Source organism: Clostridium sp. HCP1S3_C6, from assembly GCF_052066735.1.
Classification (GTDB): Bacteria; Bacillota; Clostridia; order Clostridiales; family Clostridiaceae; genus Clostridium.
Window position 1 is genome coordinate 1 of the sequence record NZ_JBQHRN010000035.1, and the last position, 24,696, is coordinate 24,696.

Annotated in this window: 17 protein-coding genes and 2 pseudogenes; 14 read left to right on the plus strand and 5 right to left on the minus strand. The window is 33.9% G+C overall.

Translation table 11 applies throughout. From position 1 onward, the window contains the following. A partial coding sequence (locus ACTNAO_RS10830) for an IS3 family transposase (protein WP_441028687.1) occupies window positions 1–80 on the plus strand: 80 nt, incomplete at its 5' end. Here the strand turns inward: ACTNAO_RS10830 and ACTNAO_RS10835 are convergent. The 4 genes from ACTNAO_RS10835 to ACTNAO_RS10850 are packed head-to-tail and all read right to left on the minus strand — an operon-like array spanning window position 64 to window position 1,516. Beyond that, entirely contained in the window at window positions 64–711 is a 648-nt protein-coding gene (locus ACTNAO_RS10835) for a hypothetical protein (RefSeq protein WP_441028976.1), read from the minus strand. The genes ACTNAO_RS10830 and ACTNAO_RS10835 overlap by 17 nt on opposite strands. Before the next feature lie 22 nt (window positions 712–733). Continuing rightward, entirely contained in the window at window positions 734–967 is a 234-nt protein-coding gene (locus ACTNAO_RS10840) for a DUF6275 family protein (RefSeq protein WP_441028974.1), read from the minus strand. After that, window positions 967–1,230: a DUF2829 domain-containing protein gene (locus ACTNAO_RS10845; protein ID WP_441028972.1), complete on the minus strand. Its 264-nt coding sequence runs from the start codon at window positions 1,228–1,230 to the stop codon at window positions 967–969. The genes ACTNAO_RS10840 and ACTNAO_RS10845 overlap by 1 nt, the downstream gene beginning before the upstream one ends. Before the next feature lie 4 nt (window positions 1,231–1,234). Then, window positions 1,235–1,516 carry a helix-turn-helix domain-containing protein gene (locus ACTNAO_RS10850; RefSeq protein ID WP_441028970.1) on the minus strand — a complete coding sequence of 94 codons (282 nt, stop codon included), beginning with the start codon at window positions 1,514–1,516 and terminating at the stop codon, window positions 1,235–1,237. Between the two features lie 453 nt (window positions 1,517–1,969). Between ACTNAO_RS10850 and ACTNAO_RS10855 the strand changes: the two genes are divergently transcribed. The 9 genes from ACTNAO_RS10855 to ACTNAO_RS10895 all read left to right on the plus strand — a co-directional run bounded on the left by ACTNAO_RS10855 (window position 1,970) and on the right by ACTNAO_RS10895 (window position 14,848). Continuing rightward, window positions 1,970–2,548 (plus strand): hypothetical protein, encoded by a 579-nt coding sequence (locus tag ACTNAO_RS10855; RefSeq protein ID WP_441028968.1) that lies wholly within the window; start codon window positions 1,970–1,972, stop codon window positions 2,546–2,548. 371 nt (window positions 2,549–2,919) lie between these two features. Next, window positions 2,920–3,252, plus strand: a complete 333-nt coding sequence (locus ACTNAO_RS10860) for a hypothetical protein (RefSeq protein ID WP_441028966.1) — start codon at window positions 2,920–2,922, stop codon at window positions 3,250–3,252. A 796-nt stretch (window positions 3,253–4,048) separates the two neighbouring features. Beyond that, a complete protein-coding gene (locus ACTNAO_RS10865; protein WP_441028964.1) occupies window positions 4,049–6,304 on the plus strand; it encodes an Hsp70 family protein in 2,256 nt (751 codons plus the stop codon). An 11-nt stretch (window positions 6,305–6,315) separates the two neighbouring features. Continuing rightward, window positions 6,316–7,110, plus strand: coding sequence for a hypothetical protein (locus ACTNAO_RS10870; RefSeq protein ID WP_441028962.1), 795 nt, complete (start codon window positions 6,316–6,318; stop codon window positions 7,108–7,110). After that, window positions 7,110–8,597: an Hsp70 family protein gene (locus ACTNAO_RS10875; RefSeq protein WP_441028960.1), complete on the plus strand. Its 1,488-nt coding sequence runs from the start codon at window positions 7,110–7,112 to the stop codon at window positions 8,595–8,597. Before ACTNAO_RS10870 ends, ACTNAO_RS10875 begins: the two co-directional genes overlap by 1 nt. 10 nt (window positions 8,598–8,607) lie before the next feature. Continuing rightward, window positions 8,608–10,242, plus strand: coding sequence for a hypothetical protein (locus ACTNAO_RS10880; protein ID WP_441028958.1), 1,635 nt, complete (start codon window positions 8,608–8,610; stop codon window positions 10,240–10,242). A gap of 10 nt (window positions 10,243–10,252) precedes the next feature. Continuing rightward, window positions 10,253–11,932, plus strand: a complete 1,680-nt coding sequence (locus ACTNAO_RS10885; protein ID WP_441028956.1) for an Hsp70 family protein — start codon at window positions 10,253–10,255, stop codon at window positions 11,930–11,932. A 16-nt stretch (window positions 11,933–11,948) separates the two neighbouring features. Then, a complete protein-coding gene (locus ACTNAO_RS10890; protein WP_441028954.1) occupies window positions 11,949–13,352 on the plus strand; it encodes a hypothetical protein in 1,404 nt (467 codons plus the stop codon). A gap of 32 nt (window positions 13,353–13,384) precedes the next feature. Then, window positions 13,385–14,848, plus strand: a complete 1,464-nt coding sequence (locus ACTNAO_RS10895) for an Hsp70 family protein (protein WP_441028952.1) — start codon at window positions 13,385–13,387, stop codon at window positions 14,846–14,848. Window positions 14,849–14,995: 147 nt separating this feature from the next. On the opposite strand, the pseudogene ACTNAO_RS10900 reads toward ACTNAO_RS10895, so the two are convergent. Further along, window positions 14,996–16,151 (minus strand): annotated as a pseudogene (locus ACTNAO_RS10900) (IS110 family transposase). 262 nt (window positions 16,152–16,413) lie between these two features. On the opposite strand from ACTNAO_RS10900, the gene ACTNAO_RS10905 reads away from it, so the two are divergent. The 4 genes and pseudogenes from ACTNAO_RS10905 (at window position 16,414) to ACTNAO_RS10920 (ending at window position 24,589) form a co-directional block, all read left to right on the plus strand. After that, the gene (locus ACTNAO_RS10905) at window positions 16,414–19,395 is read left to right on the plus strand and encodes an SNF2-related protein (RefSeq protein ID WP_441028950.1); all 2,982 of its coding nucleotides are present in this window, start codon (window positions 16,414–16,416) and stop codon (window positions 19,393–19,395) included. Window positions 19,396–19,564: 169 nt separating this feature from the next. After that, window positions 19,565–19,993 carry an IS110 family transposase gene (locus ACTNAO_RS10910; RefSeq protein WP_441028948.1) on the plus strand — a complete coding sequence of 143 codons (429 nt, stop codon included), beginning with the start codon at window positions 19,565–19,567 and terminating at the stop codon, window positions 19,991–19,993. Window positions 19,994–20,371: 378 nt separating this feature from the next. After that, window positions 20,372–20,788: pseudogene (locus tag ACTNAO_RS10915) on the plus strand (transposase). A gap of 969 nt (window positions 20,789–21,757) precedes the next feature. Next, window positions 21,758–24,589 carry a hypothetical protein gene (locus ACTNAO_RS10920; RefSeq protein WP_441046169.1) on the plus strand — a complete coding sequence of 944 codons (2,832 nt, stop codon included), beginning with the start codon at window positions 21,758–21,760 and terminating at the stop codon, window positions 24,587–24,589. Window positions 24,590–24,696 lie beyond the last annotated feature (107 nt).

The window sequence follows — 24,696 nt, forward strand, 5'->3', positions numbered from 1 at the left end:
GGTATAACAACAAACGCATACATAGTGCTTTAGGTTATATGACACCAGTAGAATATAGAATTTCTAATATGACCGAATAATAACTGTATAAAAAAGTGTTGACAATCCAAATGCTTTTTCATTATATTCACAAGCATACTTGCCATTTTGAAAAGATTTTAATCTATCTCTTACTATTTCCAATAAATCTTCATTTATTGCACCATCAGCAGAACCTTTTTCATTTCTTGGTCCTTTCTGCATGAAAATAAGTTGAGATGTTTTTATATCTTCATTATTATGTGTATCTATTCCATAAACATGATTTGCCCCACCAGGTCCTATTGTGTCAGCTGAAAATACATCATTTAATTTATTTTCTTTTTGTATTGTTTCTAAATATCTAATTTCACCAAGCATTATAGGTATTGCATGTTCAGTTGGTGCTTTATAATCTATATTTTGTAGAAGATGTTCTTCTTCATTTCTTACATATTCTTTTTCAAATTTATTTTTTTTACAAACAGATAAATGTCCATCAGTATCTAAAATAATATAATCAACTTTATTAACTTTTTTATTTCCATCTAATGTATACACATCACAAGTTCCATTTTCATGAGTTATAATTGTATTGTCTATCATTTTATCTAAAAACCAATCAGGTAAAATTTCATCAACAGAAAATCTAACTGCTTCAATTTCAATTTGTCTTTTAATATATTTAGCCATTGCATAATTCTCCTTATAAAAACTATTTAACTACATAATTTTTTTCTTTCTTATATACATCTACATAAGTTTCATCTTTATCACCATTATAAGTAATTTCAAAAAGAATACCATTAACTAAATCAGTGCTAAGAATTGCTTTTTTATTTTGTAATGTTTTACAGCTCCAAACTACATATACCTCATCAGGACTTCTATCTGTCATATTTAAATGTCCCAATACTATATCTTTACTTTTCTGTATAAATTCTTGCATTATTTAATTACCTCCCAATCTTCTGTTAACATATCAGCTTGGCTAGCTAACCATGGAACTACATTCCCTTGTACTGTTTTAATTGCAATATATGCACCATACTCAACCAATCCATTCTCATTAACCAATTGTTCTGCTATTACTGTGCATGGTTTATATTCTCCATTTGGTACATAATATATAAACATTCCTTTTCCATTCCAGCCTTGTCTTTGTACTTTCTTTCCTTCTTTTAATTTTTCTAATGCTTTTCCAAAATTCATCGTTCTATTTCTCCTGATTATTTTTATTTTTTGTTTTCTTTTCACACTCTGGACATTGCAATTTCATAACTTCGCATCTTTTTATATATACTTTCTTACCGCAGGTAAGACATGCATATTCTTTATCTGCTCGATTTTCAAAATTAGCCGTAGGTATATTATATTTTATTCTTGTCCTGTTTACTGTTGCTCGTGAACAGCCTAATTTATCTGCAATTTCTTGATCTGTCAAGCCTTCATCTTGGCTAAGTTTTTCAATTTCTTTAACAACAAGTTTTATCGCCATTCTTTATTCCTCCTCATATGACAATATATATAAATCTGTAACATTTTGTCGCAATATATAGGTAAATTTTTATATATATTTTCGGGGGGGGTGGCTACTTTTATATCTTGTGGACTTAAAAAAGTTCGAAGCCCCACCCTTCTGCATGTAGGAGACCTCGAACTTTTATAAGTTAAAACAACTTGCTTAATTTAGTTCATATATAAGCAATTACTTTTTTGCTTGTATTTTGAGATGAATTTAGTAGGTGTACTAGAAGATGAAAAATAAAAAATCTATGCCTTCTAAGAGAACTGATGCAGCACCATCAGTAGAAGACATAGAAAAACCACTAAGAAACATGGGCGTACTTAAATAGTATGCCTGTGTTTCTAACAGTAGATGTACTTTATATACCCTTAAGTATATCTACTGTTTTATTTTAGCATTTTAAGGGTATTTGTACAAGGAGTATTGACGATAAAGCCAACGTGCTGTCAGCTCCATGGAGGTGTTATCAATGAAGAAAAAATTATTACAGCCATTAGCCTGTATTATTGTTATAAATCCATAATGTCATTAAAAGGATGCAACCATTTTGTAGCTATCAGTAATGTTTTAAAAAACATTACTGGTGAAGGAAATAATAAGTTAGACACTATTGATGGTGTCAACATTTATTATAACCCTTATAGTATGTTGCTACTTGGGTATCCATATGGTATAGCTTTTACAATTAATCTCGGATCACCAAGTATTATTGTTGGCAGGAAATTTCTTAAGATGTCCAAAGATGCTCAAGAGTTTACTATAGCTCATGAGTTAGGACATTTGTATTGTAGACATATCGCTGATTTCACTTATCCTATCGAAAGACAGTTGAAAATTATTAAAGGGGAGGTTTTGTCAATTGAGCTCGAGGCTGATACTTATGCTGTTAAAAAGATAGGCAGGAAAAGAGCCTTGAATGCACTTGGAGAAATCTCAAAAGCAGTTCGTGGTATAGCACGTAAGGAGGTGATGCTAAGAATAGATTATATAAATAAGCATTAGCAGTTGTTTAATATGCAAAGGAGGTGAATATTGTGACTTCTGATGAATTTAAAAAAGTCGTTGAGTTTTTCCGAGGCTTAACACCAGAAATGGTGTAAGGTGAAACCCAACAACCAAAAAATAGACCTGCTAGTATGTCATCTAAAAAAGATAGCAATATCGAAGAAGATGACATGCTAGCCCCATTAGTCAAAATGGGTGTACTAAAAATAGCGCATTAAAATTTTAGCACATTCGTTTTGACTTTTCAACTGGTAGCTAAAAGTAGCTTTAAATGTCTAAAGTACAGCCAGCTGTTTTTTATTTAAGGAGGAATAAACATGAATAATAATGTTAAATGAAGCATTGACAATATCACAGTTATAAATGGTTTGACAGCATTCGAATTGGTTTTCTACAAAAAAGGCCCATTCAGAAGAGTTGTAGTTGTTGTTTTCGAAGAGAAAGTAGATGGAAAAGACCTATACGGCATCATCGACGAGACTATAGAATGGAGGGAGTTGAAAAAGCAATGTTTTTTTAGCGTGAAGAACGCTATTAGAACGGCAAAAACTGTTAGTGGTAAAATAAATTTGGTTCTTCCGCAAATATTTGTATTAACGGAAATAATATTTGTAAAAGCATTGATAAATGTACATTTAAAATATATGAATACGGATTTTTACGGAAGAGCCATGCTAATGCTCAAAAATGTCATTATTTGATGGAACAGATAGCCGATTTTATAAAGCAACTTTATGAATATTTTTTCTTAAATAAAATAAAAATGAAATAAAAAAGAAACAAAAAAATGTATCCTCTGATTTGTTAGCTAGCATTTCCAAACAACTAACAACAGAAGATATATCAATAATTGATATGCATACCGCAGCATACAACTAACTTAACTATACCAAAGGAAGTGATGTCTGGCAAGAGTAAATTTAACTAAATAATCCTCAAAAATAAAAATTGGTAATTTAAACTATATAATTGTGGATAAATTCATATAAAAAAGCAGAAATGTGGATTAATATAAAAAAGCTAAATTTACAGAAAAAATGGTCAGATAAAAAAATTTACCTTTCAGGTCTGAACCAATCCACTATAAGTTGCTTTTTGCTTATATAGGGTGTATAATTTATGTGTTCAATTATACTGATTATTGACAATAGCTGAAAAGTATAATAATATATTTGTGATACATTTTTTGCGAGTATCAACTTAAAGCATCGCTAAGGATTGCTTTTGAAAGAATACCTTAGCAGTTGACTGTTATCAACTTAGAATATGAATTCACAATAACAGGGTCGATGGAGAAACCAAGTCTGCATGTTGTTTTTGTACCATGAGATTGAGATATGGGATTACTATATCATTATTTTACGAGATTAGTCTACCCGTTTTTATTTATTTGTTAGTACGCTTAAACCATAACCATACAAAAAACTATACAAATATGCAAATATTATACAAATATGGATGTGCATAGAATAGATATGAAGGGAAGGAGAAAAAAGAATGAGCGAAGAATTTGAAAAGAAAAAGAACAGAATTTTTTTTAGCAACAGCAACAGTTTTGATGAGGAAGACGAAGACTTTTTCGATTTTGTCGAAGAAGAAGAAGAAGAGGACAAGAGTGAAAATGCTGAAGAAGATGAAAGAGAAGATGAAAGCAGTGAATCATCTGAAGAGCCTATAGTTAATGATAATGAATCCTATGTCAATGTAGGCGATGAGGATGAGTCTGAGAATCATAGTGAAGATGATAACGAAGAAGAAGCTGACGATGGTCGCGAAATTGGAATTGACTTAGGAACAACAAACTCTGTTATTTCATATATTGATAAAAACGGTGCAGTCAATTATGTAAAGGTTGCAGGAAATATACTTATTCCTTCACATATTTTCTATAAAGATAGTGACAACATCTTTTTTGGACATAAGGCTAAATCGTATGCAAAGGGTATGGTACCAGGTGCGAGTATCAGCTTATTTAAAAAGAGATTACGTACTGATTCGGAGAAGTTTAGGGTACGTCTTCCTAAGCTAGGAATGGAAGATAAATCAACTATAACATACTATATCTTTGATACTAATGTGTTTATTGATTGCCCAGATATAATGGAAACACTTAAAGAAAATGAGAGGGCGGTTCTTCCTATTACTGTCGAGCAGGAATTGGAGTTCAGAACTACTGATGTGAATACAAAGTATACTGCTGAAAAAGCTTTAGCTCAGTTGGAAAAATTTAAGGATATTATAATATATGAGTCATCAGATACTTCTTTACTGCCAGATGATTTCTTTAAAGAATTTTCTGAGTCGTTTAATAATGCTAACAACGATAATAAAATTCTTTCAATCGCAGTAAAGTACAAGGATCAGAACGGTGTGCTAGTTTCATCAGATAATAGACTTGCAAGATTAAAAAGCAGTTTCGTTGGTGTAAGGGCTTATACATTAAAAGAATTTAAGGGCACAAGAAACTCAGAGTCTGAATATGATGAATTAGAGATTAGCGGAACAGAAGCATCTGCTCTATTTCTGAGTTATTTGAAGAGAGAAGCAGAGAAGACATTAAAGCAAAAGGTTAATAAGGCTGTTATTACTGTTCCTGCAACATTTAATCTTGTTGAAATTGAGAATACCAAAAAGGCGGGATTAGATGCTGGCTTTAAGGAAATTCATATAGAAAAGGAACCTACAGCTGCAGCAATTGCCTATAATATTGAAGCCAAGGATGATGCCTCAACATTTATCTACGATTTTGGAGGTGGAACATTTGATGTTTCTATTATCAGGTCGGACAGTGAAGGGAACTTTGAAATATGTGCAACTTCTGGAAATTCAAAACTTGGTGGTGAGGATTTAACTAGAAGAGTTGAAGAGTATATTTATGATTATTTAGAAGATACATATGATCTAGTAATGTATTCTGAAGAAGAATCTGGCTTAAATGCGGAACAGTACGCTTATAACTTAAAGACGATATATTGGGCTGCTGAAAATTGTAAAATTGAGCTTAGCATGAGCGAGACAACTACGCTGACTCTTATTGATATATATGTCAATGAGCACGAACAAAAATCAGTTTTCTTAGATATGACAAGAGTTGAGTTTGAAATGTTGATAAAGCCAATCATTACGCAGACTATTGCTGAAATGAACAATGCTTTAAGTAAAGCTGAAATGTATAAGGATGATGTTGATAATATTATTCTTGCTGGAGGAACATCGCTTATTCCTTGTATTTATGAGCAGGTAGAACACTATTTTGGTAGAAAACCATCCGCAGATAAAAATGCAGCAACATTGATTGCTGAGGGAGCTGCGATTATTGCAAATGTGATGTATGGGGATAACTTCTTAATAAAGATGAAGCCTCAGGTTTTTGATGTGACATATGAAGACTTTGGTGTTGCACTAGAAAAATGGCATTACAGTTGTATTATTCCTGCAGGAACTACTTTACCTGCTTCAGCAGAAAAAAAGTATTCGTTAATTGAGGATGGGCAAAGCCAGTTAAACATTAAGGTGCTTTCAAGAAGCGCAGAAGCTCAAGAAGCACAGAAAACATATGATAATGGTGTTGAGTTCCTGGATGAGCTGATTATGACCGGACTGCCTTACATGAAGATGGATGATGTTGATGTAATTGTACGTTTTGAGATAACAAAGCAGTATGAATTACGAACTGATGTAAGTTTGGTGAAAAAAGATGGTACCTTAGTAGATAAGGGAAATATGTCAATTGATAGACAGAGCATGCTTTAGGAGGTATTAAAGTGGACAGAGAGTATATTTTGGATGATAACAAAGAATATATCCATGAAGAATCTAAAACTCTCTTAGAAGAAGTTAGAGGCTTCTTCCAAGGGAAACTTAAAATGGTCGGAATTGAATGGGTATCTGAAAAGAAAGGTAATGATGAGGAGCATTCAAGTACAGAGGCAACAATATTTGTAATTAAGAATGCAAAGGAAACTCCTTTTGAAAAGTGTAATGGTTTAGATGACGTAACTCAAATACTCAATGACTTTGAGGAAAGCCTCATTACACTAGTAGATAATATAGATGCATTAATTGACAATAATAAAAATCTTGATGCAGAAACGAAGTCAAGTCTTGAAAGTTATGCGAGTGCGGTAGAAAAAGCAGTAACTATTTTTGGAACACAAAGAAAGCGTCGTATGCCTAAAATTAGTGAGATGTCTTCTGTAGCTGAAATAAGAGATGAGATAAAGCACCTTATTTCTGAAATTATAGCTAATTATGTGGTGACAGTGTTGGTTGATGCATTGTATAGCAGAATTAAAAATGGTGCTGGTGAAGTATATGAGCTCGCTATTGCAGAAGTTAATCAATTTCTTGCATCTAATGGTGTTGTTACTAAAGAGATTAAAGTTGGAGAAGTCCTTAATCCCGAATATGTAGAACCCACACCAGATTCGACAGATAATGTAACGGATGAATTTGTTAAGTTTGATACCATAGAGGAGATTAGAAGATATCCATACTTCTTTAATGATGGAACTAAGATTCTAGATGGGACTGCAAAAATTTGGAGGCGTAAAGATTAATGAGTATATATTTAGGAATCGATTTCGGTACTAGTACGAACTATGTAACAAGATGGAATGAAGACAATTCTGTAAAAGCGGTACCTAATATGGATCCTTCACTTTATACAGGAGATGAGGTTTTCCCAAATGTTATTTATTATCAGAATAGTGGTAATAGCATTGTCGGAAAATCAGCATCGAAATTTTTGGCTATAGATCCAAGAAATGGAGTTGCGGGAGTAAAGAGACGATTGGTCGAAGATAATTGGGAGTATTCTATTCCTGCAATTTCTGCTAAGAGTTCGCCAGTTGATGTAGCAACAGATATTTTTACTTATATTAAAAAGCGTGTCTCTGAGAATAATGGCGGTGCTGATATTGATGGAGTAGTGATTAGTGTCCCATATGCATACGGTAATAAAGAAAGACTAAAAATTCAGAAGGCTGCAGAACGAGCAGGATTAAACGTTCTTGATCTAATAGAAGAACCTGTAGCGGCGGCTATTAGTTACGGTGTTTTTCAGAAGCAGAGTACTATGGGTCGCAGTGAAAACATTCTAGTTTTTGATTTTGGTGGAGGAACATTGGATATTACAGTGTTCTCTTATTCAAAAACCCCGGAAGGTAATGTGACTATTGAGGTTCTTAACACTGAAGGCTTGCGAGACTTCGGAGGACAGCTTATAGATGAACTTCTGATGACCAAAATCACGGAGAAGGCAGGCGTTAACATAAGTGAAATCAAAGATGAGGAGCAACGACTGAAGTTTCAAAGTGAGATGCTAGCTAAGGTTGTTGAGATAAAAGAGGCTTATCAATATTGGGAAGAAGATGAAGAGGAAGATATTGATGATATTATCAGCGGTATTCGTGTATCGACATCTGTTTCCACAGAAGAACTTGAAGGTTGGATTCGAGGAACGGGAATGATTGAAAAAATTCGTTTCGCGGTAGAGGATGCACTTATTGATTCGGGGGAGTCTGGATTAGAAAAAGAAGATATTGATAGGGTGCTTCTTGTTGGTGGTTCTAGTAACTTGAATATTGTTAAGCGCGAGCTTGAAGAAATGTTTGGTAAAGAACCAGAAGAGTGCAACACTGTGGAGATAAACAAGATGGTTGGTCATGGCGCTGGAGTGTACTGTGGTATGAAGGTGAAAAATAATTCATCTATCAGTATTATTCAGAAACTTAGTTATTCAATCGGCGTTCGTATAGGCGCTAAGTTTGATAAGCTTATTGAAAAGAACGAAAAATATGGAACGTTCTCAAAGCCTAGAAAATATGCATTAGCAGATAATAAAAACCATCGAGACATTGAAGTTTATCAAGGAAATTCTACAGATATTAAAAAGTGTTTCTTAATAGGAAAGATACCAGTATCGGATTTGAATTTAGATGCTGGACAAGAAATTGAAATAGAACTTGGTACGGATAGATCAGGTATGGTTGCATATAAGGTATTTGTTGATGGAAACATTGCAACAGAAGGACAGATAGAATAGGGAGGGTTAAATGAAAATATTTGGAAATAAAAAAAAAGCAAAAGAAACAGAAACTAATGAAATAGATACTAGTTCAGATTCTGAAGACAGAATGGATACAGATGTGGCTTCAGAACCTGTTAAGGAGGAAAAGGCGATGAGTAATCTAAGATCAGCACAATATTTGTTTTTAGCATTTGAAGGAGATAGTGTATTTATTAATCCTGAGACGGATGATATTGTTGTTTCTTATGTTACTTCGAGTGATAAAGCTAGCGATGTGCAAGGATGGAAAATCTCTGATAAGTGCAAGGCTAAGCTGTATGCAAAAAATGAATATAAAGTTGAACTTGATGTGAGTATTCCTAAAAGAAAAAAGGGTGCTAAGCGTGAGAACCCAAGAAATGATGCAGCAACAGAAGAACTACGTAAATTGTTCAAGGATGAAATCGAAGCAGCAAGAGCTTTGAAGAAAGATGCTGATTCTTCTGAGAAAAATCAAAATAAGGACAAGTCTATTGAGGATCAGATAGAAAGTGTCATTCCTAAAATGCCTCGAACTGAAGCAAAATCAGAGAAAAAGAATGATAATGAACAGTCAAGAAGTGCATTAGATGTTAAGAATATGGAATTTAAGCTTTTATCAGAAATGCAGCAACTTAGTCATGATATTGGAGATAGTGGAAATGACACAACTGAGGCAATTAGTCGAGAGATCAGTAGTGCTACTGATCGCTTGTTTAATTCTGTAAAAAAGTATAGCGAGAATGCTGTTTCATTGACAAGAGAAGTGGGAGGTAATGTTGTTCAAGCCGTAAGAGCAGAGACTTCAAGTCTTTCAAATCGCTTACAAACTGATGCAAAGAAAAAACAGGAAGAACTTTTGAAGGGAACAAAATCTATTCAAAAGAAGGTTGATAAAATTGATGAGATATGTGAAGCAACAGAAATGATGGAAGGCAAGCTTGCTAAGCTTGACCAGCTTGCTAAGCTTGACCAGCTTGAAACAATTGCCAGCATTCTTTTAGAGAAAGGTGTTGAAATTAGCAGAGATTTTCCACCAACATGTGAAGAAGAAGAGGATATTATTAATTTAGTTCGTTATTCTAAGAAAATAACTGAACAACTTGGATATGCTGCAAGAGAATTAATTAGAAAGAAAGCTCATTATGACAGCAAGGATCAGAGTTTGGCAAATGAACAAGCTGTTACAGAGAAAAAGATTTCTGATGCTCATGCAGAAGGTATTGCAGAAGGAAAATTATTTGTATTGAAGGCAATGCTTTCAAAATATGCAGATGTAGATACAATCATGGAGTCTGAATATGACCATGTTCATGTCCTGTGGGCATTAATGCAGGAGCTTGACGTTGTTATTGATGGAGATGGCGAGTACAAGAAGGGAAATATAGTAGAAATTACTGAGGAAAATGCAGAGAGAATGGCTGCCATATACAAGAAAATTGAAGGTGCAGGAAAATATCGTGTGTGTAAAACTGGCTTAAAATATTGTGATGAAATTATTTTTAAAGCAGAATTTGAAAAACTTATTAGTGAGGATAAGCCGGTTGAACCATCTGAACCTGATAAGGCCGAGCCAATTGAAAATACAGAAACAAGTGGTAATGAAAGTAACGAGCACTGCGAAAGTGCACAAGCTGAGTAGGAGGTAATTTATGGCAGAATTATATGTTGGAATTGACTTAGGTACGACAAATAGTACTGTGTCGGTAATTCAGACAACAGAGCGTCACCTAAGAAATCCTATTGAACATTTAAGATCTATACCTATTATTCAGTTTGACAAAGATTTTAAAGAAACTCGCGACAGAGAGACTTTGCCATCGTATTTTTACTGTAAACCAGAGGATAAGCATGTCTATACTGGAGAATGGGCTAAAAGTATTTATTCAACTGGTAATATGCCTATGCATACATTTACAGGTATTAAAACTCGTCTTGGAGGCGAATCGGCGATAAGTATTCCTGGAAAGACCAAAGCTGAGGATTTATTACTAGATATGACACAGTGTTCAGCCTTGTTACTGAAAACTATGAAAAAATCTATTGAAGAACAATTTGATCAGAAGATTAATCACTTAGTTGTTACGGTTCCGGCGGCTTTTAACTCTGATGAGAGACAGGCCACAAAGGAAGCTATAGAAATGGCAGGGTTTACAGATTTTCATATTTTAGATGAACCGGCGGCTACACTCTTGTATTTCATCAATAATGGTGATGGTAGTTTGATGGAAAACAGTGTCGAACTAAATGGGAAACACATCATGATTTATGATATCGGTGGTGGAACATTAGATATATGCATAGCTAAACTTGAGGAGGATGAGGAAAGCTATGAATATGAAAATATGAAAGTAAGTATTGAATCTCGTTCAAAACGAGAAGACTTAGGTGGAAATGATTTCGATCAATATCTGGGAGCGTATTTCTTAAGTGAGTTTGAAAAACGTACAACAAAAATCAGTACTCGACCTATAGAGGATCAGAACAAAATCATAGCTCGTGTGGTTTCACAAGCTGAGAAATACAAAATTGAATTGAATGACAAAATCAGAGAACATATTGATAATCCAAGACGATTAAGCAGAATTGTGATGACACCAGAGTTTGAGGTGATTGATAATCAATTCGTACAGGGAATAAATTTGGATAAGACTATTCTAGAGGAGGTATATTCAGCACTATTGACAGATTCTGATCGACAGAATATTTTGCGTCCAGTGAAGGAAAGCATTGTAAATGCAAATGGGCTGTCAAAAGAAGATATTTCTCTAGTTATTCTTACCGGAGGTATGTCTAATTTCTATGCAGTTGAATCTGTTTTAAGAGAGTATTTCGGTGAGGAGGTTGAAATAATCACTGTTGATACTACGACATCAGTATCAAAAGGTGCAGCAATTGATGCTTATAACCATTCTGAAAGCAATGTTAGCTTAAAGAAAATGGAGTTACAAGACAGATTGTCTGAAGACATTTTTATTAGGACTACAAATGGATTTGAATGTTTGATTTCGCGTGATGATATAGCAACAAAAAAACAAGGGGAATTTACATATACAATTCATGAAGAGAATTTAGCTAGAGTACCAGTGTTCTTATTTTATGGAATTGATCCAAATTATCCGGAAGAGTTTACACCTATTACAGGTAAAATGGTTGATTTGACACGTAAGTACGAAGTTGGTGAAAATGTAATTATGAAGTGGAAAATAGACTCAAATGGAGTAATTGTAATTACTAGTGAAGGATTAGATGAAGATATTACTGTTGACCAGGGTGGAAAAAGGGAATTCCTAGAGAAGAAGAAAGTGATAGATTCTCTTATGATTAATTAAGGAAGGAGGATACTAGATGATTGATCAGATTGTATTAAGTGATACACTTCAGAAAATAAATGAATCGTTGAATAAACGTTTTGAAAAGGATGCAGATTTATACATATCAAAACAAGATGAATTTGAGATTAAGAAATTACTCTGTAATAGTGCATATGCTGCAATTATTAATATGTCAGTTGGTAAAGAGATTAGTCCTGAAATTATTTTGAAAGTAATCGTAAGAAATGCAGGGCTTTTGACAAAGGTTAATGTTGAAAAGTTTGAAAGAGAATTAAAACCTATTCTTGAAAATGTTAAGTATGAGTCTGTTACATACATGATGGAGGATGTTCTAAATAATACTGTTTATATGGGAAAGGATTTGAAACGTCTTATATTTAAGTATTACATTAGAAATATTTCATATCAGGAGCGCATTAAGTACTGGGATGCAGATTACTATATATTGGATACACGTGAAAGAAAAGAATTATTTTGGGCTCTGATTCAAGGTGGGCAGAATGATGAACCTAATTTTCATGATAAGTGGGATTTTGTTGTGGAAGCAATTGATGAATATAAGTATTTGCTTCATGACAATAAACTTCTTATAGACTTTAAGAAGGGTTTATCAGAAGGGGAAACAAAAAAGCTTTTTGTGCAATTGTGTGAAGAAATGGCAGATCCTTCAGTCTGTGATGATATGTACAATAATATGATAGTTAATACATATGCTAGTTATGGTAATGAGGCATTTAATGATGCGATTAAAGCTATCAAGTTAGGACATAGTAACTATAAATTATATATCAAGGCTATTGTTGAACTGCTTTTCGCACAAGAAGACATAAGTGCAGTAATAAAGCGCTTTGATGAATTTTATAAGTTATATCAACAGCCAGTTATTGAGAGACATATTAGAACAGAATTGGATCGTAAGGTTTGGAAAGCCGCTAAAAAGAATGTTAAGTTGTATCAAGAGAGAAAACAGCAGATTGATAATTATTTGCCAGAGGAAAATAATGTGGTATATAACAATTTCGCTGAGATATTTGAAGATGTGATGGCTGGAGAGAAAGCGCAGAAGATTGCTTATGCTTGGGTGAATATGAAGCCTGATGTATTAAAACAAAGTTTGATTGATGCGTTTTCTTATGATGGAAGGGATTATAATGATGAAATGAAATATGTCTTTGAGTGGTTATTTAAACATAATCAAAGAAGAAATCCATCGCATTACAAAAAAATTTGTAAAATTGTAGCTGATGCTTTATTACAACAGGGAGATATAGATAGTCCATTTGCGAAGATTGCTGACAGTAAGTTGCTTGAAAATATTCTTGAGCATAACGTGGAAGGAAAACTTATTAAGGACTATTTGAGTACTTTCCATTTTGAGGAGTATAAAAAATCAGTACTTGCATTAGGAGGAGTATAAAAAATCAGTACTTGCATTAGGAGGAGATGTGAATGAGTAAAGTATTAGTAGGAATTGATCTAGGTACAACAAATACTGTTTGTTGTCGATTTGATAATTCTCTTGAGTTTATTAAATTTAGAGGCAAAGAGTTATTACCTTCTGTTATGTATTATAGAGATGGAAAGGTTATTGTTGGAGATGCAGCCAAGAAAAAGGCGATTACATATCCTGGAAATGTAGTTATGTCATCAAAGACATTTATTGGTGATGATAACAAAATATGGACAATACAGGATCAATCGTTTTCTCCAACGGATGTCGCGACTCATGTTTTGTCTGAGGTAGTAAAAGAAGTTAAGAAAGCGTATGGAGTAGAAGAGTGTGCTGCCGTAATTACTGTGCCAGCATATTTTACTTCCAAACAATATCGAGAAACAGAAAGAGCCGCGGAAACGGCCGGAATAGAAGTTATTGAAATTTTACCTGAACCTGTAGCTGCTGCAATTGCTTATGGAATGGATGAAGATGAAAGCCAGGATATTTTTGTAATTGATCTTGGTGGTGGAACATTTGATGTGTCCATTTTAAGTATTGAAGAAAACGAGTTCACTACTGTTGGAGTGGATGGAGATCGACAGCTTGGTGGTGATGATTTTGATAGATGTCTTGTTGAAATGTGTATGAAGCAGCTTCGTAAGGAACACGGCATTAATCTTTCTTCACAAGACAAATCCGGTTTGGAAGAAAATCTTTATGAGCAGGTGATGAGAAAACTTCAATTTGAATGTGAGAAAGCTAAGGTAGAACTATCTGCAATGGAAGAAACAGATATTATTATTCCTTCCCTAATTCCAAAGCAGGACTCAGCTATTAATTTCCAAATGCATGTTTCACGAGATGAGTTTAATGAGCAGTGTGAGGAACTATTGGATCGTATAGAGGAAATTATTAATAGATGTCTTGAAGAATCAGATTACAATGTGACCGATATTGATAAGGTGATTCTTGTTGGTGGATCATCAAATATTTTATCTGTTCGAGAATTGGTTCAAAAGGTGTTTGGCGTTAATCCATATTCAGATAAGGATTTATCGAAGCTTGTAGCAATCGGAGCAGCAATAAAGGCGACTGGTGATAAGACACTTATTAAAGATAAGAAGATTCATGTAACCAACATTCTTGCACATTCGTTTGGAATAAGAGTAGTTAATGATCGATATAGCATTATTATTCCGAAGGGAACGAAGTATCCTTGCAAGAAGAGTGAAAATTATACTACGGTTAGTGACGATCAAGAGAGCGTTGCTATAAAAATTTATGAGGGTGAAGATGAGAATAATATCAATAATGACTATTATTATGACGAATATGAGCATACGGATATTGAACGGAATTTCGCGGGAGTACCACAGATCAAGGTAACATTTGAGTTTGATCAAAATAGGGTTTTGCATGTCTCATCAGAGGACCAGAAAACTAAGTCCTCAGGAAGCAAGACGATAAGAGTAAAATAAAAGACTAACTATTAAAAGTCAAGTCTAAAATGAAATTTTTTGAATGAATTGCAGAAATGCATTTCAGATATATTTGTACCTTGAAAACTGCATGACAAAAAGAGTGTCGTTATAGGCACTCAACTAGGAGATGTGTATAAAAAAGAATTAAGCGGCATGCTTATATGATTGTTTTGATTTTTCCATCGAATAGATGGTTCTGACAAGTTTCTTTGCTGCATGGGATAAAGCAACATTATAATGCTTGCCCTCTGCTCATTTCTTGGCAAGATATGTTCCAAAGTATTCATCCCAATGACACACATATTTCGTTGCATTGTAAAGGGTATATCGAAGATAGCGAGAACCACGTTTTTCTATGTGGGAGTAACAGTTATATAATTGTCCAGACTGATAAGTTGACGGAGACATTCCTGCATAAGCAAGTATATTATCAGGAGAGCCAAAACGGCTGAAATCACCGATTTCTGCAAGAATCATAGCTACTATACGATAGTTGATTCCTGGGATGCTGAGAATAGGAGAATTGATTTCATCCATGATGATTTTGATTTCATCAATCTCAGATGTGAGTTTCTGAATGAGCTTGATGGTATGCTTCAGTTCCAGTGATTATGCAGGCATATTTGAACCGATAGAGGTTTTTGTAGCTTCTCTAAAAGCAATGGCTGTTTCCTTGTTATATCGACCTTTTGAGGTTTCAGAAAGAAGGTTTGGTAAGATGAGCATTAGCTACATGCTTGGCACTAGAAAATTCAGAAAGCATTGCATAAACAGATGCCATATGAAGTGTTGGAACAAGCTTTTCCAATTCAGAAAAAAGGATACAAATAAGTCTGGAAACAGAGGATTTGAGTTTCACACGTTCTTTTACTTTATCGAAGCGATAACGGGTTAATGACTTTTGTTCCTCATTGTGATAAGATGTGTCTGAGTAGGACTTTAAGTTCATATCAGACATAATCATAGAAGAAATCGTATGGGCATCAACTTTATCCGTTTTTGTCTTTCTAAGGCTTAGACTTTTTCTGTAAAGATTGGTATGTAGCGGATTGATAATGTAGGTCGGAAAACCTTTATCAAGAAGGAATCCCAGAAGATTGTAACTATAGTGTTCAGTAGCTTCGAGTCCTACTTTTATTTTGGTTAAATCGTCTGATACGGACTGTACTTTCTGAAATAAGGTCTCAAAACCCTCACGATTGTTGGGGATGATGAAAGATTTGAATAATACTTCATCATCTGAATTAGTGATAAAACAGTTGTGTTTGTCCTTCGCAACATCAATTCCAACGTATATCATAAAAAATTTCCTTTGAGTAAATATTTTGATACTGTTTATAGAACCACTGGTACTCTTTGCGATTGTAGCCTCATTCTAAATAACCTTCATGCGGTATCTAACGGATTAACAAATATTCAAAGAGACTGTGGTTATAGCCTTTCGTAAACTATAAAATGGTAGGAGAAAAATAACAATCCACAGTATCTCCGATAGTATAACATACAGACCTTGGAGAGGGTCTATAAACACTACTACTTTTTATAATACGAGGAAAGAAAGAATGTCATCAGAATGGAAAATAATATGCCCAAAACATAATACAGAGTTAACGGCAGAAAAGACAATTCCAATAAGTAGTGAGGGAATTGTAACAAGACATCCATTGTTTTATTGCAATGACTGTGGTTGCTATTATTTTCATGCTGATAAATCACTCCAGAATAGCACTTTTGAGTATGGAAAATATCAAGTACTTTACACAAATAATGAACCATATCAGGCGGCAGAAGAGATAATTATTACTGATCTCTTAGCTGTAAAATTCTATGATGAGCCGTTTGTCCCAATAACTTGTTATAAGGAGGATAGCGAATTAGAGTTCGTGTCGAAAGTAGTAATTGAGGTTGATAGAGAGCAGTATATTGTTGAGGGGTATTATTGTCAGAATTGTGGAGATGTTTATATTAATGTTGAAAATAATGAATTATTACATAACATAATTGAAAATAGAATATCTTCACAAGACAAGGAAAAAAAAGAATATTCGAATTCGGAATATGTTTTTTCAAAAATGCTACCATCGACAAGAAGAAAGACGACAAAGGATGTATTATGTTATTTGGGAAAGTATGAGGATTGTGAAAGGGCTTATAGCAATGATTTTCCATATTCACTTTTTCATTATGCTTTTCTTTTTAGAAGGTTTGATGTTGTAGCAAAAATCATTAATTCTATGAGCTATGAGGAGTTGAAAATAGCACTTCATTTTTCAGGTGAAAAGGGATATGAATGGATAACTCCCCTTGTTTGTGCAAAATGGAATTTAAATTATCTATATGCTTATGATGAAAAAAATAACACGAATATCATGGATTCTATAGAAGAGTATTTACATGAAGTTGATCATGTAGATGAGGTGATTGAATATACCGATGTCATTAGCCCAGACGGGAAGAATGTCTTTGATGTCTTTTGGGATAATATTCAACCAATGTTAGATGTTATTTATTTTGATCGCCAAGAACTTGCGTCTAGACAAGTTTTTAATAACCAGATAAGTATTGTGATGGATGAAGTTGGTACTGGTAAAACAGTATCAGCTTTATATGCAATAAAAGAAACTATAAACTCTTGTAGACAAATGAACAGAATGGCAAAGATACTTATTGTTTGTCCTTATAACAAGAGAGAGGATTGGCAGAATGATATAAGGAGACAGTTGGGAAGATTTGCACATATTATTGAACAAGGTGATAATGGATTGATGTATGCAGGTCACTTAAAGAAGGTCTTTTTTAAGAGTAGCGAAGACATTATTATGATTGCTGGACAAAAACAAGGTAGTGATTTAGAAGGGTCATATACTGCCTTAAAAGGTACAATTATGGATTATGCTGAAGATGAGAAATGGGATATTGTAATTATCGACGAAGGTCATATTTCATTTCAGAATTATAGAGGCATAGTTGCAAAAAAAGCGATGATTTTGACTGCAACACCTATCGTTATAAATTCAAAGGAACGACGAACTTTTGAAGATTATGTTCAATTGCTACAAGAAATAACGTGTTCTCATATTGTTACGAGAGATATCGAGCCAATTCATAACTATTTACCAAATGATAAGGATATATATGTCAATTGGTTTAGAGAAGACATGGGAAAAAATGCTGCAGAGCGAAGAATTCGTTTTGTGTCATGTAAACGACATCCAGATCGGGATGAAATATATTATAGAATCAAGGATGAAGTGGGAGTTTTAGTTGCATTACAGTATGACCAAGATGACAATTTTTTGTTTGATGCAGCTGAAAATAGATATGGATTCTCCAATATTAAGGAGATTCGTAAGAATGGAAAAATTGAAAAATTAGTAAAAGTACTCAAGGAAAGTAATAAGTCATATATCATTTTTTGTGAACACCAGTTTGTCGTAGATTTGATTTTTAAGCGATTAAAAAATGAGTTTGCAGGATGTATTGTTGCAGAGAAATACGGAAAATTTGAAAACCAAAATGGACTAGGAAATGTTCAGGATGGACAGTTAATAAATACCTTGATGCAGGCACTAAGAAATAATCAAAGAGTGCTGCTAATAACTACGGGAAAGACTGGTGGAACAGGCTTGAACTTAGGCGAATTTGATGGGGTTATACATTATGAGTTGCCATTTACAAGTATAGAACTTGAACAAAGATTTGGTCGTGTAGATAGAATTGACACTGGAATTGCAGGAAAAAATCGAGACATGATTTTTATGCTAAATGAGTGTAAACCAGATGAAAATGATATGGAAAATAATAGGATGCTTTACTATTGCACAACTAAGATTGATATCACTTGTCAATACATGCCGATTAGAAATACTGTTCTATATTATCCAGAATTTGTTAAAAGAAATGGTCGAGCAATAAGGGAAGCGTTGGTATATTTTCAAAACGAATATGTTCTATCAGAAGCAAATGAAAAGAAAATAAGAGGAATTCGCAAGCAACGTCATAAATACGAAAGTGAAATTAGGAAGAGTGAGTACTGGGATATTATTAGTTCTTTAGGACGGACTGTAAGAGAGTGTGTTTTAAATGTACTAAGAATTGAAAAGATGGATTCTATTGATAATGAACAATACGAATATATGGGCGAGTATATTGAATTTCTAAAAATGACAAAGTCAGAAAGAAATGAATATGAGCGCGTATATAGAAAATTTTTGGATGCCAAGAAGAATGCTAACTATTGGTTGGCTATTATAGGATTGATAGAGATTGATGCAAATAGTGAGATATTTGTCGGATATGGATCTGTTGAAGATGGAGATGAACAGAAAATTAAAGTGGATGAAGAAAAAGATGATGCGGAGTCTATGAAGAAAATCACATCAGTACAGAGACAGATTAAGAAATTAATTCAGATGGTAGATGATAGTGATTTTGAAAATGCTGAACTTAAAAGTTTTTCATCCGAAGGAATTTTTTGCTATGTCGACAATGTTATTAAGCGTTCCACTGTAGCTGAATATAGAAATGGTAATGGTTGGAATTAGAATGGAGCTTCCTATATAATAAAAAATGTGGATGTTGAAAATTGAAAATACCTCAGAGTACAATAAGACTACTGACTGGTAGGTAAGTAAAAATCTTATTGAACAGAGAGGTATCTACAATGAAGTCTAACACACAGAACGCAAAAATTTAAGCTATTACAGAAAAGCTTTGGTACTCAGAATTGATGTTGGAAGCGAGACACACTATGCCAGAGCTTTTGATTACAAAGGAATTGAGTATTCAAAGAAACCTTTTAAATTTAGTAACACAGAGACAGGATTCGAGACATTAAAGGACTGGATCAAGTCTCTTAAAGAAAAGCATGAAAAGGATAAGGTGGTTCCAGGCATGGAGCCAACCGGTCATTTCTGGTTAAATCTTGGAAAGTTCCTACAGGATAATGGAATGAAACCGGTTCTTGTAAATCTTCATCATGTGAAAAAATCAAAAGAACTCGACGACAATAATCCAACTAAAAATGATCGTAAGGATCCGAAAGTTATAGCAGGGGTAGTTAGAGAGGGACGTTACATGATCCAATACCTGCCGGATGGTGTTTACGCTGATCTTAGAACGGCATCAAACATAAGATTCTAGTTACAGGCGGAACTTACAAAAATTCAAAACAGGATCAGTCGTTGGTTCAATATATATTTTCCTGAATATAAGACAGTATACGGAAAACCGGATGCCAAGAGTGGAATACTAATCCTTAAAGTAGCACCACTTCCGGAAGATATCCTGACGTTGGGTATCGATGGAGTGAACCAAATCTGGCGGGATGCGAAGTTAAGAGCGGTTGGAAGAGCGAGGGCAAAGACCATGATAGAAGCTGATGAGCACAGCATAGGAAGCAAAGAAGGAGCGGTATCTGCAAGAATGGAAATCTGAATACTTCTAGAGGACTATGAATCCAGAAATACGCGTCTACAGGAAGTCATGGTTCTGATTGAAAAACTGGTAAAACATATTCCGATGGCTGAAAAGCTGTTAGAGATCAAGGGTGTGGGAATCAGGACAGTGTCTGGGTTCCTTGCAGAAGTAGGTGATATCAGCCGCTTCAACAACACGAAAGAACTGCAGAAACTTGCAGGATTGGCACTGGTTGAAAATAGCTAAGGAAAGCACAAGGGCGAGACAACAATAAGCAGACAAGGTCGAAAGAGACTCAGATACCTGCTCTGTGAGGTTGCAACGTCGCTTGTGGCGAAGAATCCGAAGTTCAGGGAACTACATAATTATTACACAACCAGAAGGTTGAATTCGTTAAAGAAGATGCAGTCACTGATGGCAATAGTAGCGAAGCTGCTTCGAGTTTTTTATGTCATGCTGACACAAAAGGCGTTGATTATGATGCTAAGAAGATGGTCGATGACATTAAAAGACCAATAGCATATCTGCAGGCAGCATAAGAAAAACAAGTAACTATAGTGGAGGCTGTCATGTGGGCAGTCACTGAATAAAGCAGAATGTAACAGATAACGTCCACTGATTACAGTGCTGGAACAGGAAGCGAGTCAGTAATCAACAATACAAAGAATGAGTCAGTAGTCGGCAGAAATATTTACCTTGGGGCATGACCCCGTAATGGAGCATAGCTGACACCCTGGTTATGGGCAGGAAGGACGAAGGAAGTTAGGATATCTGGAGACAGAGATGATCATGGTGGATATAGGAGGTTAGCTGCCATAGAGGGATGGGTATACACAAGGCCAGTAAAGCGAAAAACAATGACGTTTTATTTCGTATACCTTTTAACCACTATTTCAGTACCTGATACATCGAAATGCTCATAGCTTCGACTTATTCATTGAAATATAAAAGATTGAAAAACCTTGAATTTTCAATAAAAAACACTTGATTATATGAGGAGGGAAGATAATGGCAATTCAATATCAAAGCATAAACGAAGAATTAGCTAAAGGTATAAAAATTGAAAATATGCTTCCTGAGATTGGACATGAGATAGAAAATGCAAACAAGTATTTGCTTCTTCATCAAGGGAACAAACCTGAGTGGATTGAGGACTTTTTTGAGTCTAATAAATGTAAGTTGGTAGAAACAATATGTAGGGCTATTTCTAGAAACGATGGGATTACCTCATTAAGAGGGTATAGTGAAGGTTATTTTAATGAGATAATTCAAAATGCTAACGACTTGCATTATGGTACAACCATAGACATAGCTGTAAAAAAAACTGAAAGTAAGTGTTATCTTTCATGTGTTTATCAAGATAAGGGCTTTGAATTATCCAACATTTATGGCTTTTTGAATAGAGAAATGTCCGATAAGACTGATGAAAATGGACAAACAGGTAAATTTGGTGTTGGAATCAAGTCTTTTTTCAAATTTGTTAATTCTTTGACCTTGGATAGTAATGTGAATTTTGTATTTGATATATCTAGAAAAGAAAAAGATGTTCAAGTAGTTGGAAAAGTAAGATTAAATCCTAGCTGGGATAAAAAGACTACACGATTGTCTTTTGAATACGATACAAAGCAAAACGGAGAGTTTAATACTAATAAGCTTACATCATTGATTGATTATTTATCAGGGAACAGTGTTCCTGATATTAATAAGTTTTTTATTACTGGCGAAGATAATGAAATGATATTTGATTTAAGATCGCTCATTTTCATGCAGATAAATGGATGGAAGAAGAATAAAAAATCTATTTCCTGTTTATCTTTTGCCGGAGACCGTCATCGAGTCAAAGTTTTATGTGAGAACAAGATTAACCCCAGTACAATGAAAATAGGAGCAGAGAGTTGGAATTTATTTGATTTAGTATTAAAGGTTATTGTTGATGAAGGTGAAATATTTACGCAAGAGTATATTGTATTTGGATATGAAGAAATTGCATTTGGATTTCCTATTAATAATCTTTTGGAGGAAAATAATAGAATATACTCTACATACTATCTCAAGACAGATACTCAAGAACAAATGAGACCTTTGTCAATGCTGGTAGATTCGAAATATTCTAACATACATAGAAATGATGTTGGCGATAGTGAAGAGAGCATACGAAAAGTATATGATATTTTTCAAAGAAAAATGCAGAATCTGTATATTTGTATGTGTTCGGAAGAAGTTGCAATGTCTAGCTGTAGAGGGAAAGTAAGTGACATTTTTCATTCTATTTTGGTTAGATATATCTATGCAGATTCACAAAGTTACCTAGAAAGTCCATTAAATTGTTTTGATTTAGATAATCGTTATCTTCCTAAAACATTGACTAATGAAAAGCAGTATGTTGTAGTTCATGATTGCAAAGAAAAGTATGAAACATCAACTTACCTTGAAGGAGATATTGTACAAGAACTTAAGGAATCATATTTCGATTACGTTGAAAGAAAAAATGTATTTGATTATCAGGAATTAATTGATGATTTAGATTGCATATATGGTGTGAAGAGATTATATAAATTACTTTATTTAAAGAATCAAGAGGGGATTGGGGAAGATGAAGAAAATGTAAAGAAGATTGCAGAAATTGTTAATTTCTATGGAGAAGTTAGGGATTTTTTATCATTCATAATATGTAATGAGAGACGATGGAATCCATATGTGACTGATGCAGAAGTAGATCGATGGCTTATTCAGCTAGAAACAGAAATAGGAAAATATTATAATCCGCATTTCTTTTTGAAATTGATTGGTAGATATAAGTTAAACGCAGCTATAGATTATGATGGAACAGTAAGATGCGGAAATTTAAGCTTCAAGGATTATCTGTTTAATGGAGTTTTTTCAGATAAAAAAGGCATTCTTTCTGAAATGCAGAATCAACAATTTGATGAAAAGTATGCAGGATTGAAACAAGAATTACTAAAAAAACGTTATATGGATTCTGGTAATAAAAGAGATCCTTATACAATAAGATGCATAAATCCTACAAGCAGATCACTTAATAATTGGGATGGGATGTTCGATTATTATGAATTCTCAGGATATCAAATAAATAGAGATCCTTTATCAGAACCAGAACTTCTTTTGGAGAAGCTTGCTACAGACCGTTCTTTTGATGGAATGATTCATAGTCACTCTCTGAGATTGTTTGAAAAGAAAGCAAGAGGATTATGGCGACGTGATTATGCATTTAAGTATTCATATATTATTGAACAACAGATTATAGATATTTCGTGCATAAAAAAGATACAATTAAATAGTTTCTCAAGCTTTATTGAGGCTATAAAACATCGTAAGCAATTAAGAGAAGAAGTGGCGAAGCAGATTCACATTAGTTGCATTCAAAAAAACATAACAACTCAAAATATTGCAGAATATTTGTTGCCGTTGATGATTGAGTCACAGGAAGGAGAGAAAAAAGCTTATCTTTTAGACGAATTTGAACCTAATGATGTTGAGATTTCTTCTGTAGAGGAAACAACTAATAATGAGGCGAAAAGGGAGAATAGGGAATTTATTGTCAAAATAACAGGCTATAATATACATTTGTATCATTTTGAATCGAAGACTCGTCGGAAAATAGTGGCTTTCTGTGGCGGTGGACTCATTGCAATTAAAACAGATGCATCTAAATCATTCAGAAAAGTTGCAAATTGTGCTGGAGAAAATAGGGATGTGTATATATTTTATGATAATTTTGTAAATGGTTCGCATGAAGCAATAGCTCTAGTCTTAGATGAAATAGGAATATCTCAGAAAACATTGGAGCTTCTTAAAGGATATATTCATAATGGTAACAATATTAAGACAATGAACTATCTTTCTAGAAGGAGAAGCTTAGCAAAAGTAAAACGAAAGCTGGTATTAGATTGGTGCGATATTGAAAGCGATGATGTTGAGCCAATATATGATAACGAGATTTTGTATCGCTTACTAACTGCAAGAGGAAGTTATGATATTTTTTGTCCAATTTGTTCTGATATCCCATTGGAAACATTTGATTATGGAGAAGATACCAAAAGAAAACACAGTAGAAAAATAATAATTTTAGAGAATGACAATTCTTGTACACGTGAAGAGGTACCATATATCGTGACAGTTGCTTGTTCTTACTGTGTTGAAAAATTAAGAAATACTCTTTCTAAATCAGAGTTCGATGGGAAAAATTTGATTCTTACAACACAGATTGCGCATGGACAGCATGAAAAAATGAAGAGCAAGCAACAAATTGAATTGTCACCTATTAACATCGAATTAATGAAGAAGTTTAAAATGTGGTAAGCGTCAAAAATTTCACGTATTTTAACTATAAATATCTGATGATAAAATAAACTCAGATAGTAAAAATGCTTACTGTCTGAGTTACAATTTAATATTTATTTTGAAGA